Raw genomic sequence first — 12,884 nt, forward strand, 5'->3', positions numbered from 1 at the left:
AATTTTTAACTTTTTGAAAGCTCTCGATACCCAACACTTACTCCTGTCCAGATCCCTATTTTGATTTTCCATTTTTTATAATTATTCTTCGTGGTAAAAAGACAACTTGCGAAAATTATTTATCTGCTCAGATCAAATAGATAGTCATGTTAAGTATTGAACAGGCCTGTTTTGGCTAACTATTGGACTATTGGTAACTATGTTTTCTAATTAATCCAGAATCTGAATAAATTTATGCTCGGGTTTGATTTTTCTTCCTTTGAAAAAATGATTTGCTTTTTGTTAATGAATCGTATAAAAAATGAAAATAGGAGGAACAGTGATATCTAATGAAACACATTATAAAGATTTGTCCAGTGTGCGGTAATCAGTTTGTCGTCCTGGAAAGCATGGAAGAAAAAGCTATTTACTGCACGATTAAGTGCTTTCTGGAATCTCAGGATCAAACGAGTAAAGATGAAACCTCTACTTCACTGCCTGAATAGTCTATTTATGATCTATTGAGTCAGACTGCGTGAGATTTGATTAATCCTCGGTTTTCTTTAATCTACAGGGGGAATTCGTATGGCAAGGAATACTGGTGAAGGTAGACGGACTGGTGCCGTCAAGGGACGGTCACAGGCGTATAACCTAAAAACCGATAAATGGGTTCAGTTTGATGAGAATCACAAAATTATGACCAGCACTGACAACCCGCGAAAAGGAGTTAGAAGAAAAGGGATAAAATAATTTGAATGAGTGCGTACAATAGGCACCTTGTCTGGTTTTGTACATGGTTTATAGGGGGGAGAAATAATGAATTTTATCCTTCGTCCTGTACTTTTTATCTCTTCTGGATTTCCTAAATGGATAATTACTTTTTAATGATCCCTGCCATTTTTCCTAGCATCTTAATAAATTATCTTATTAAGCGTTCGTCTTCTTTTAAGGATTCCTTAAGAGCTTCTACTTTCCTTTTCAGTACATTGATTTCTTTTACCAGCGAGTTTGTAATTGCCTCTATTTCCTTTGCTTCTTCTACCGCTAACTGTTTTTTTGATAACAAGTTTATGACCTCCCTAAAATAGTTTATTAAGCAGCTTCATTTTGTAAGGTTTATGTTGCTCAAAATTTATAATCTTACCAGATAAACTGTATTTGAACATATATATAATTATTCTACAGTTGTAAATGACATTATCCAAGCAAATAGTTTAATTTTTCATCAAAGGTATGAGTTAAGGGTTTAGTATCTCAAGGCTTATCGAACAAACCGGAATTATTTATTTAAGTGTTTAATCAGCACCCATCCCGAATCTAATAAAACAAAAGCTTTATATTCGAATTTTACGTACTTCTTCCCACAGCATTGTACATAGATGAACATCATATTTCCGCAGCAAGAGCAGCGGTAAAACTCCTTAAAATATCTTTTCGAATTCTCAAAACAACTTATCAGATTATTTGAGAGTTCAGGTTTGTTTTTAACCTCATTTTATTTCCTTTGAGGCCTGTCAAAATTATCCATTTCATTAAATATTACCCACGATCCGAGATGAGCTTATTTGACTGAAAAAAAACTATTAATGGGTAATGAAGCCATTGCACTTGGAGCTATAGAGGCCGGAGTCCAGGTAGTAACAGGGTATCCCGGCACCCCCTCGACCGAAGCTCTGGAAACGATTGCCCGGCATGCCAACAGGTGCGGGATCTATACAGAGTGGTCGAGCAATGAAAAGGTTGCACTTGAAACGGCTGTAGGGGCAGCTTACTCCGAGGCAAAGGCGCTTGTGACCATGAAGCAGGTAGGATTAAATGTTGCATCTGATCCCCTGATGAGCCTGAGCTATATCGGCGTAAAAGGGGCTCTTGTCCTGCTTGTTGCAGACGATCCCGGACCTCATTCTTCCCAGACCGAACAGGATACAAGGGCTTTCGGGCATTTTGCAAATATCCCTGTCCTTGACCCTGCAACCCCTCAGGAAGCTTACGAGCTTACAAAGCTGGCTTTCGAGCTTTCTCACGAATTCGAAATCCCTGTTATCCTCAGGACTACCACGCGGGTTTCCCACAGCTGTGGTGACGTCGAGCTTGCAGTTTCAGAATCTAAAGCCCCAAAACCTGTTCCGGTTGAAACTTCCTGCGAGGGCTTCACAAAGGACAGGCGCTGGACGATTTTTCCGAGGCTTACTGCAGAGCGGCACCCCTGGCTTGAAAACGTGCAGGTGCAGCTTTCCAACCGCTTTTCAGAGCCTCCGTACAATTCCGTTTCGGGAACCGGAAAAATAGGGATTATAGCCTCAGGGGTTTCAGCCCTCTATGTAAAGGAGGCTGTAAAAAGTTTTGAAGAACTTTTCACTCTTTTCCGAGTCGGGACAGTATATCCTTTCCCTGAAAAGGCAGCTCTTTCCTTCTTAAAGGGAATCGAAAAACTGATCGTGGTCGAAGAACTTGACCCTTACCTTGAAGAACAGGCTCTCCAGCTTATCGGAAGGTCTCATTTGCCTGTTGACGTTTACGGAAAAAAGAACGGCTTTTTCCCTGTGAGCGGGGAATATAACGTTGATGTTATTATTGATTGTATAAACAAGGTATTTGCAGAACTCGGGGAAACTGCCAGCCTTTCTCATGCTGTCCCTGCTGTTTTGAGGGGAGAACTTCCGCCCCTGCCTGTCAGGGCTCCGACTCTCTGTGCCGGCTGCATGCACAGGACTGTTTTTTATGCATTCAAGCAGACTGCAAAACGGCTCAAAAAAGACTCTCAGGTCGAGACCATTTTTTCCGGAGATATCGGCTGTTATACCCTTGGAAACGCACATCCTCTCAATATGGTTGACACCTGCCTCTGCATGGGAGCAGGGATGAGCATTGCAGGAGGTCTTTCCCGCACAAACCCTGAGGCAAAGCAGGTGGCTTTTATCGGGGACTCAACATTCTTCCATTCAGGCATTCCTGCAGTGGTAAATGCTGTTTACAACGGAGCCAATGTTACCCTTGCAGTTCTTGACAACCGCACAACTGCCATGACAGGACACCAGCCCCATCCCGGAATAGGAGTAACTGCGCTTGGAAGTCCCTCAAAAGCAATTGATATTGCCGACGTGGTCAGAAGCTGTGGAGTAGAATTTGTAAGGTCCGTAGATATAGACAGCCTGGAAAATTGCCTTGAAGGCTGCGTAGAAGCGGCAAAAGAAGCTATTGAATTTAAAGGCCCTTCAGTAGTCGTGTTTAAAGGAAAATGTGTTGGGATTACAAAGCCCAGTATACGGTTTATAATTGATACTGAAAGCTGTACAGGCTGCGGATTATGCGTAAAGCAGCTCGGCTGCCCTGCTCTTTTCCTCCCTTCAGGAGAAGAGAAGCCTATTATCCAGAATAGCTGCAGCGGCTGCGGGCTCTGTGAACAGGTATGTATTTCAGGAGCCATAAGGGAAAGTGGGGTGAAGAAATGAAGGGCGAAGGAACGAGAGTTGAAAGGACAAAACCTGACGGAAAGAAGTACGATATTCTGATTGCAGGTGTTGGAGGGCAGGGTGTTGTACTTGCTTCCCGCATGCTTGCGCTTACTGCAATTAAAACCGGGTTCCATGTAAGTACGGCTGAAACCATAGGCATGTCCCAGAGGGAAGGCTCAGTCAGCAGTCATGTAAGAATAGGAGACGAGATTTCGGGCTCCTTAATCCCGGCAGGGAAGGCAGACCTGCTTATAGGGCTTGAACCCGCAGAAACCGTAAGGAATCTTCCATTCCTGAAAAAGAACGGAAAAGTAATAGTAAACTCTCATACCATACCTCCGGCATCCAAGCCCCCCGGAAGCCCTGAATATGACCCTGAAGCTTTGCTGTCTTTTCTGGAAGCACACTTTCCGGGCATGATCTGCCTGGATTTCACCCGGCTTGCTGAAGAGGTAGGGACATACAGGGCTGCCAATGTTGCTATGCTGGGAGCGGCTGCGGGCATGGATATATTGCCTTTTTCAAGAGAAACTATTATGGCGGTACTTGAAACCGAAATTCCTGAAAAACACAGGGCTGTAAACAGGGCTGTGTTTGAAGGTGCAATCGAAAAAATCAAGTTAATCTCCGCGCCCCTGAATGGGGAACAGAAGGTGAAATCAAATGTATGAAGCATCCCTGGAGTCTGAGCTCGACCCGGATGTCCAGCTCTACCATCCCAAACTCTCGGAAGAAGACACCCTTGTAAAATTGAAGAACCTGCTTAAACGTGTGGTTGAAGGTAGCCCTTTTTACCAGAAGAAATTCAGGGAAACAAACGTGGATACCGAGAAAATAAAGTCTCTTGAAGACCTCAAACTCCTGCCTTTCACACACAAAGAGGAACTGAGAGACGCTTATCCCCTTGGTCTACAGGCAGTGTCTGATTCCGCAGTTGTCAGGATCCACTCTTCCTCAGGAACAACCGGTAAGCCTGTCATTATCCCCTATACCCGTAAAGATGTCGATGTTTGGGCTGAACAGATGATGCGCTGCTACATGCTGGCAGGGCTCACCAACCAGGACAGGATTCAGATAACTCCGGGGTACGGACTCTGGACCGCAGGAATAGGGTTTCAGCTTGGAGCCGAGCGCCTTGGAGCAATGGCAATACCCACTGGTCCAGGAAATACTGAGAAACAGCTTGAGATGCTTGTTGACCTTAAATCCACCGCCCTTGCAAGCACCTCTTCATATGCGCTTTTGCTTGCCGAAGAGATTGAAAAGCGCGGTCTAAAAGATCAGATCCATCTTAGGGTAGGAGTTATCGGCTCGGAACGCTGGAGCGAAAAGATGCGCAGCAGGATCGAAACCGAGCTCGGAATCGAGACCTTTGACATATACGGGCTGACGGAAATCTATGGTCCAGGAATTGCCCTTGACTGCTCGTACCATGAAGGGATGCACTACTGGTCCGACCACCTGCTTTTTGAAATTATCGACCCTATAACCGGCGAGCAGCTTCCAGAAGGCACCCTCGGAGAGCTTGTTATTACAACCCTTACAAAAGAAGGAGCTCCTCTGATCCGCTACAGGACAAGAGATCTCACTCGCATAATTCCCGGACTCTGTAAATGCGGCTGCCCTTTCCCGAGAATTGACAGAATCCTCGGCAGGTCTGATGACCGTATAAAATTCAAGGCAGTAAATATCTATCCAGGTCAGATTGAGGATATTATCCACAAAGTTCCCGGAGTAAGCAGCGAGTACCAGATCCTCCTTACGCGCAAAGATGGCAGAGACAGCATGACCTTCAGAGTTGAAATTGAAGGAGCAGAAGATCCTGCAAAGAAAGAAAAAGCTGAAAAAGCCCTGGGAAAAGCATTCAAGGACTTTATAGGGGTGAGCGTTGATATTGTGGGTATGAAGCTAGGGGAACTTCCAAGAAGCATGAAAAAGACAAAAAGAGTAATCGACGAAAGGGAGCTTTAAACACTCTTCATATTCTAAGCTCCCTTTCATTAACTATTCCTTAATTTTTATTCAGCTTATTTATTACTCTATCTTTTTACTCGACCTGTTTTATTACCCTGTTTTATTACCCTGTTTTATTACCCTGTTTTATTACCCTGTTTTATTACCCTGTTTTATTACCCTGTTTTATTACCCTGTTTTATTACCCTGTTTTATTACCCTGTTTTATTACCCTGTTTTATTGATTTGTTTCATCATCTTCTGTTCTCTCGTCAATATCGGTTAGTCTGCCTCTAGGAGAATATCTCACTTTAATTTCTTCCGCTGAGGTGGGTTTTTGAGGAGCTTTTTCCTTCTGAAGATCTGTTTTGTATACGATAGTCCTGTAGGGGTACGGGATTTCAATACCTTCCCTGTCAAAGCGGTTTTTAATTGCTTCCCTTATTTCACACCCTGAACTGTATGCGTCACTCCTGTCCTTAAACCACATCATCATACGCAGGTTTACAGCAAAATCCCCAAGCTCTGTCACGTATACTTTAATCCCTCCTCTCTCTCTGAAATCCGGGTCTACAGTATGGAGTACGGACGGGTTCATGAACCCATTTGCGAAGGTTTCAGGTCTCAGGATACTGGGCTTTACGACACTATACTCCAGGGTCTGGGGAGACATAACCTTTGGATGTTTTCTGGCTTCTTCAATCATGATTTCCTTTGCCTTACCGATATCGGAATCATAGCTAATTCCGACCTCTATTGGCCAGATAACTGCAGGGTCTTCTATTGTCCAGTTAATTATTGCTTCATTGCTGATCACTGAGTTGGGAACAATAAGGCGCCTGTTATCCCAGGTTATAATAACTGTATGCCTGAGATTGAGGTCCGTAACTTTTCCGTATTCGTTCATAATAGTCAGTCTGTCTCCAACCCTGAAAGGTTGAAACAGAGCAAGGGCAATACCTGCAATAATATTGCTCAGCGTATTCTGGGCTGCAAAACCGATAACTATTCCGGCAAGCCCTGCACCGGTAAACATGGCTACGGAAAGACTGCGCAGGCTGGGAATGCTGAATATTATAACAACCAGACCTATAAAATAAACTGCTGCAACCGTTATGTGCCTGAACATCCGGAAAGTCGTGGTGTCCATATGCAGCCTGCGGCTTGCTCTTTTAAAGTAACTTTCCATTATGTTGTTTACAGTTCTTGCTACAAGGATAGTTCCCATGCCCACTAAAACAATGAATAACAGCGTACTGAGGTTATCCGAGAACCAGGTGAATGCCTTCCCCAGTATTGCGTCAAAATATGATATGTTTTCTACAAGAGTATCGGGGGTTTCCATAGCATCAAGGGTGGTATTTAAATTATCCAGGGTTTCCAGGGTTTCCATGCCCTCAACCTTTGGCAGGAAGCTTTATATAAATATTGATTTTAAAAACTCATTAACTGTAAAAATGTAAGTAAAATTTCTCAAAAGAGTTCAAAGCAGCAGAGACAGTATAATAAAAGATAAATTCAGGCAAAAAGTATACTTAAACAAAAATGTAAATTCAAATAAAAAGAAATTTCCCTGGATGGAAATTTCCTTTAACTTTTAAGAATTGTTTTTTTCTGATTTTTTGGTTATTCTTTTTGGTTATGCTTTTTTGATCTTTTACTGATCTCTTATATTATCTTTACATTACCTTTCAAAGGAATAATCTTCATCCATACAGATTTTCCTGTCGTATAAAGACCCAGTAACCTTCATAAGGTTCAACTTCAAATTCATCTGCTCCTAGCTGATTCTCACCTATTGTCCCATTGAGACTATTGTAGCCGACATACTGGTAATAGCCTGTAGTGTTATTGCCAGGCACCCATGGCCCCACTATTTTTACATATGAGCTGTTAAGAGACGAGTTGTTAAGGATTATAAATGCAGCTTCTGCAGGTACAGTCTCGTTTACGGGTGAACCCAGAGCATTCCAGCCCGGATATACCTGCAGACTCGGTGGAGCAATAATCTGTTTCTTCTCAACTGAAGAGAATTGTTCCGAAGCATTGAATTCGGTTCCATTGGGAACATTGATCCAGTATGCTTTCAGAGGTTCAATATCTGAGACATCCTCGAAGAGCCTGGTTGAAGCATTGTAGTAAATCAGGAAGGTATAGTTCACATCCGAAAGCAGATAATCAACGCTTGTATTGTTGGCTTCGAAAGGAATTGAGAAGAAATACCAGCCTCCGGTCTGGTTTCCATCCGTCTGGTTTCCGGCAGGAATTCCGCTGCCCGGCGGGACGAGCACTTCGTCAATTATACAGATAACCCCATTGTTTACAATGATTATCTGTGTGATATTTACGTTCTGTATTTTGATGTTGTTACCTATTGTATTTACCTGGAGGACATTGCCCTGAATGTTAGTAACATTACTCGTGCTCGCAAGCTGCTCACGAGTAAACCTTCCACTTAACACATGATAGGAGAGAACTTCCCTGAGCAGAGTAGTGTTGTTCATCAGCTGACTACGGGTTTCTGCCGGCAGCTTATCGAAGGCTTCGTTATTTGGAATACAGACGGTATATGGCGTTGTCCCGTTCAGGGTCTGTGTCAGGTTTGCGGTCTGCACTGCATTTACAAATGTGGTTAAGTTCGTCTGGTTCTGTGCAGCCGGGATGATATTCGCTCTCGCTATTAGTTCATCAACCGTAACATTAGCTACATATGTAGCATTTTCTATTGCTGCTTCCCCGCCTTCTTCAGTTGTGTACCAGAAGCTAAGGTTGTCACCTGAACTTACCGGGTTAATTCCGAAGTTTTCTTCAGCGGGTTCTCCGTTAATGTAAACAAACCACTTCTCTCCGGTTGTGTTATTGTTCTTGATTCCCTCAATGCTCTGGAGTATGAATGACATGTTGGTCATATTACCAGTCATATTGCCTGTCTGGTTTCCTGTCATATTTCCAGCCATACTTTGAGTCATATTACCGGTCATGTTTTGCATTAAGGACGCATTAAATTCGAGTCCTGTTACAGCGAGAACTCCGAAGTCGGTGAAGTTGTTTACTCTATAGCTCTGGGTGGAGTTTTCCGGCATAAACATTGTATTTCCCTGGATAAGACTCACCGAGTCATTATACAGTTCTGTCAGGTTTTGTTCAGGCTCAGGTCCCGATTCAGGTCCTATTTCTTCTTCTATAGCAACCGTAACGTTTGCCACATAAGTTGCATTCTCGATTGCGGCTTCTCCGTTTTCCTCAGTCGTATACCAGAAGTTCAGGTTAGTTCCGTTACTTACAGGGTTCATCCCGAAGTCTTCTTCAGCCCGTGTTCCATTTATATAAACAAACCACATTATGCCGGTTTCGTTATTGTTTCTTATGCCTTCTATACCCTCAAGTACGGACATATTGGTCATATTAGTCAGGTTCACACCCTGCACGGACACATTATACTGAAGTCCTGTTACATTGAGAGCTCCGATGTCGGTGAAATTATCTACTGTATAGGTCTGCATACTATTTTCCGGAGTAAAGGTGAAATTTCCTTCAGTCAGGTCCACGGTATCGTTGTATAATTCTATCGGACCTTCCACTGCTTCTTCCGGAATAAGGACCGCATCTATTGCATGGATCACTCCGTTGCTGGCATTGATGTCCTGCACCGTAACCTGTGCATTTCCTATGAATACTCCTTCTTCAGTCACATTGACCGGTAGCTCACTGCCCTGAAGAGTCGTGATATTGCTTACATTGGTGAGATTTTCTGCCATCAGACTCTCGTTTGCAACATGATAGAGGAGGACATTATTCAATGCATCCGTATCATTCAGGAGTGCTTCGATGGTTCCGTTGGGAAGAGCACTGAACGCTTCATCCGTAGGAGCAAAAAGCGTAAACGGACCTTCTCCTTTCAGGGTGTCGGTAAGGTTTGCAGCTCCGAACGCCAGCAGAAGAGTTGTGAAGTTGCCTTCCTGAGTTGCCGTTTCAATAATGTCGTTTCCCTCTAAAGGACTTTCAGGCGGGATCAGTACAGTATCAATAACGTGTACAACCCCATTGTCTGCTGTAACGTTTGCCTGAATAACTTTCGCATTTCCTACAAATATTCCTTCTTCAGTTGCATTGACAGGCAGTTGACTTCCCTGAAGGGTTGTGATGTTACTCACATTAGCCAGGTCTTCTGACATCAGGGTACCGTTTGTGACGTGGTAAAGGAGCACCTGCTCAAGTGCGGCAGGGTCTGCTGTTAACTCCTCTAAAGTGCCTTCCGACATATTCTCGAAAGCCTGGTCTGTTGGGAGAAACACCGTATGTGTCTCATTCCCTGTCAGAACATTAATAAGACTACTATTATTGAAGGCACCTGCAATAATTACGAAATTTTCGTTGTCTCCTATAAGGTCTAGTATGGTTGTTGTTCCTTCTTCCTGTGCCGAACCGGTACAGGCGGCTACATTTAATAACAACAGAATAATTAAAGCATAGGCTAAACTGGTTAAACCCGATCTAATCCGTATTCCCCCTTGAATTCCCCTTCAGCAGATCCTCTTTTTGTCTATTGGATCCGATCCCGTTTTAGTCTGGCTGAATTTTTGTTTCGTGTGAAAATGTATGATTTCCAATTTTATATATCATACAAAGAGTATTTGTATCTTCTTATTAATATTAATTTATGGAGAATAATGGTGTTTTTACAAAAATTATTTCAAATCCTATAATAATGAAAGTCATTTAATCCGTTTTCTGTTTTTCAGTTTTTTACCTGAGTTTTCTGAAGAAATACCTGATTTTTGTTTCTAAAAACGCTTAAAAGCCTTTAAGATCCTTTACTGACTCCTTTCAGGGAACCTGATCGAGCTTTTATCTCAATAAAAAAACGCATCTGCAAGAAAAGTCGAATAAAAGATATAATAATTATTATCTTTTATTTGTTTCTAAAAAATAGTCTGCTAGAGTTGAAGATAAGTGTGTATAATATAAATTTAATACATTTTTTATATATAAATCTATTAAAAACGAGTGCATTTATATCAAGCTCCGGATATGACTTAATCTCTGGCTAATAAACCAATCTTAGATAAGCCTTAGATTAGCTAATCTGGAAAAACAATCATAAAAAAATAAGATCAGGCAAGTCTAACTCAATCGGCTAAAACCGGTTAGCCTCACAATTCAGGAAAGATATTTTTTAATTAAAAAATGAAAGGAAGAAATTACTTCCTTTCTCTGGCATAAGCAACGATTGCGTCTTTAACTCCGTATTTGAATGCCACCACGAGAGCGATTCCCCATGCCAGCGGCCTGAAGAGTATGTAGATTATGGTAGTATCAATTAGCATCGTGTCCAGGGCAACCAGAACTACAATAAGAAGCAAGAAGCCTCTCAGAAGTGGAAGAAGTATATCTGCCCCTTCGATTTTCATACCTTTGATAGTATTGCTCAGGTAGTCCATCACTATATCAATAGAGAGAATCCCTATCAATAGGATCAGGATAGCTATCAGTACACGTGGCAGGTACAGAGTAATATCTATCAGCAGATCTGTAATCATAGGTTGTCGCAGGATGTCAAACACAGCCGTGAGGACTATCAAATACCCGAATATTCTAACAATTCCAGCTATGACGCGCGAAACCTTCAGTCCGCTGGATCTAAGTGAAGCTCCAAAAGATGTCCGTTCAAATCTTTCATCCAATCCGGTTGAAATAAGGACTCTCTCAAGTAGATCGCTGACGAAGTCAACAATCAGCAGACCTATTAGCAGGACTATGAGAGCTGAGATTACAAGCGGGATGTAGAATATTATAAGATCGACAAAACTGTTCACGACCTCGATATTCAGAAGATCCAGAATGATTATGGCAAAGATAATGTAAATGAACCAGCGGATAACCGCATCAAAAAAACCCACTGTACTCATCTGTCCTCTTCTTATCATTCCACCTATCACAGTTCTGTCAACCAGATCATCAAGTCCTATTTTGTCCAGTACTTTGGCCCCGATCTTTCCAAGGGCTTTTCCCAGTATTGTCCCTATAATAATAAGAAGAATTATGGCTACTAATGTCGGAATAAATGCTATAAACTGATCAAACATAGCGTATAGACTATTCATAATCTCATTTTGAACCATACAAATCACCCCTATATCCGGTTTTAATACTGACGATCTTCCCAAATTCCCCTATTTTTTGGAAGGTCTATTATTATATTTATTGTAATATTCTATTTAATGGATATTACATATATTTATCTGCAAACACTTAAAAACTCATTTCCAGGGTTGGAGTCATGTTGCGCTAAAAATTATCCCAACTGCTTCAAAAACTTGATAGTTGTTTTCAAAAAACCATGTATAGGCTTAAATCATTGAAGTATTAATTAAACAAATTAAACAACGCGATTATTTTTATTATAAAGTGAGGCAGAGCCGTGAAACCGAGGACTTTCAGAAGGAAGCAATCAAAGGTCGGTCTTGCCCCCGGAACTCTCGTCCACGTGGGGGAAAAAAAGGCAGAGAAAGTCGTAATTAGAGCCTGGATATATAACAGTGAGAAACTTATAGAAAAAGAGCTCAAAACCGTGGAAGAGTGTCAGGTCCTAAAAGACCACCCCGGCATGAACCTGTGGATAAATGTGGACGGACTCGATCAGGTAGAGGTTATAGAAAAACTTGGAAGCTACTTTGGGATTCATCCTCTTACCCTCGAAGACGTGCTGAATACAGGGCAGCGCCCGAAAATGGAAGATTATGATTCTTACATTTACACTGTACTGAAAATGATGCTTCTAGATGAAATAAAAGAAGAGATCATTATAGACCAGGTAAGCATCATCCTTGGTCCCAATTATATCCTTTCTTTTCAGGAGAGGGAAGGAGATGTTTTCGATCCTGTCCGGGAAAGGCTCAAAAATCCTGCTTCACGCCTGCGAAAGAACGGGGTGGATCTTCTTGCATACAGCCTGATAGATGCTGTAGTTGACAATTATTTTTTGATTCTTGAACACTTTGGGGAAGAGATTGAGAATCTTGAAGAAAAGCTGATAATGAATCCCGTACCTGAAACTATGAGAATGATTCAGAAGTACAAGAGGGAGATGATCGTACTTCGCAGATCAGTCTGGCCCCTCAGGGAGCTGGTAAACAGTCTGCAGAGAGTCGAGTCCGGACTCATAAAGGAGGCTACTCAGATTTATCTAAGAGATGTTTATGACCACACCATTCAGGTCATTGACTCGATAGAAGCCTTCAGGGACATTCTCTCTTCAATGGTAGATGTCTATCTATCCAGCTTGAGTAACAGGATGAATGATATTATGAAAGTCCTGACAGTCATCGCCACTATCTTCATCCCCCTAACCTTTATTGCAGGGGTTTACGGCATGAACTTCAAATATATGCCCGAACTCGAATGGCGCTGGGGTTATCCTGTAGTCGTGATAGGAATGGCAATAATAGGAATAAGCATGTTCCTTTACTTTAAGAAGAGAAGGTGGGTTTAAAATAC

General features: G+C 42.1%; 9 protein-coding genes. 5 read left to right on the forward strand and 4 right to left on the reverse strand.

Going from position 1 to position 12,884, the window contains the following annotated elements; genetic code table 11:
• Window positions 1-564 precede the first annotated feature (564 nt).
• On the forward strand, window positions 565-729 hold the full coding sequence (locus MSHOH_RS24710) for a hypothetical protein (protein WP_204245326.1): 165 nt from the start codon (window positions 565-567) through the stop codon (window positions 727-729).
• Window positions 730-898: 169 nt separating this feature from the next.
• Here MSHOH_RS24710 and MSHOH_RS23870 read toward each other — a convergent pair whose 3' ends face one another.
• Entirely contained in the window at window positions 899-1,045 is a 147-nt protein-coding gene (locus MSHOH_RS23870; RefSeq protein ID WP_158024165.1) for a hypothetical protein, read from the reverse strand.
• A gap of 499 nt (window positions 1,046-1,544) precedes the next feature.
• Between MSHOH_RS23870 and iorA the strand changes: the two genes are divergently transcribed.
• The 3 genes from iorA to MSHOH_RS13845 are packed head-to-tail and all read left to right on the forward strand — an operon-like array spanning window position 1,545 to window position 5,405.
• Window positions 1,545-3,431, forward strand: coding sequence for an indolepyruvate ferredoxin oxidoreductase subunit alpha (gene iorA, locus MSHOH_RS13835; protein ID WP_048140449.1), 1,887 nt, complete (start codon window positions 1,545-1,547; stop codon window positions 3,429-3,431).
• On the forward strand, window positions 3,428-4,105 hold the full coding sequence (locus MSHOH_RS13840; protein ID WP_048140450.1) for an indolepyruvate oxidoreductase subunit beta: 678 nt from the start codon (window positions 3,428-3,430) through the stop codon (window positions 4,103-4,105). Before iorA ends, MSHOH_RS13840 begins: the two co-directional genes overlap by 4 nt.
• A complete protein-coding gene (locus MSHOH_RS13845; protein ID WP_048140451.1) occupies window positions 4,098-5,405 on the forward strand; it encodes a phenylacetate--CoA ligase family protein in 1,308 nt (435 codons plus the stop codon). The genes MSHOH_RS13840 and MSHOH_RS13845 overlap by 8 nt, the downstream gene beginning before the upstream one ends.
• Window positions 5,406-5,625: 220 nt before the next feature.
• Here the strand turns inward: MSHOH_RS13845 and MSHOH_RS13850 are convergent, their stop codons facing one another.
• From MSHOH_RS13850 to MSHOH_RS13860, 3 genes are all read right to left on the reverse strand, one after another.
• The gene (locus MSHOH_RS13850) at window positions 5,626-6,780 is read right to left on the reverse strand and encodes a mechanosensitive ion channel family protein (protein ID WP_048140452.1); all 1,155 of its coding nucleotides are present in this window, start codon (window positions 6,778-6,780) and stop codon (window positions 5,626-5,628) included.
• Between the two features lie 313 nt (window positions 6,781-7,093).
• Window positions 7,094-9,844, reverse strand: coding sequence for a fasciclin domain-containing protein (locus MSHOH_RS13855; RefSeq protein ID WP_048140453.1), 2,751 nt, complete (start codon window positions 9,842-9,844; stop codon window positions 7,094-7,096).
• Window positions 9,845-10,588: 744 nt separating this feature from the next.
• Window positions 10,589-11,509, reverse strand: coding sequence for a mechanosensitive ion channel family protein (locus MSHOH_RS13860; protein ID WP_048140454.1), 921 nt, complete (start codon window positions 11,507-11,509; stop codon window positions 10,589-10,591).
• 299 nt (window positions 11,510-11,808) lie between these two features.
• On the opposite strand from MSHOH_RS13860, the gene corA reads away from it, so the two are divergent.
• Window positions 11,809-12,879: a magnesium/cobalt transporter CorA gene (corA, locus tag MSHOH_RS13865; RefSeq protein ID WP_048140456.1), complete on the forward strand. Its 1,071-nt coding sequence runs from the start codon at window positions 11,809-11,811 to the stop codon at window positions 12,877-12,879.
• The last annotated feature ends 5 nt before the right edge of the window (window positions 12,880-12,884 follow it).

This window comes from Methanosarcina horonobensis HB-1 = JCM 15518 (genome assembly GCF_000970285.1).
In the GTDB taxonomy this organism is placed as follows: domain Archaea; phylum Halobacteriota; class Methanosarcinia; order Methanosarcinales; family Methanosarcinaceae; genus Methanosarcina; species Methanosarcina horonobensis.

Coding starts and splice junctions, on each gene's coding strand:
- MSHOH_RS24710 (WP_204245326.1), top strand. CDS start 565: ATGGCAAGGAATACTGGTGAAGGTAGACGGACTGGTGCCGTCAAGGGA.
- MSHOH_RS13840 (WP_048140450.1), top strand. CDS start 3,428: ATGAAGGGCGAAGGAACGAGAGTTGAAAGGACAAAACCTGACGGAAAG.
- MSHOH_RS13845 (WP_048140451.1), top strand. CDS start 4,098: ATGTATGAAGCATCCCTGGAGTCTGAGCTCGACCCGGATGTCCAGCTC.
- MSHOH_RS13850 (WP_048140452.1), bottom strand. CDS start 6,780: ATGGAAACCCTGGAAACCCTGGATAATTTAAATACCACCCTTGATGCT.
- MSHOH_RS13860 (WP_048140454.1), bottom strand. CDS start 11,509: ATGGTTCAAAATGAGATTATGAATAGTCTATACGCTATGTTTGATCAG.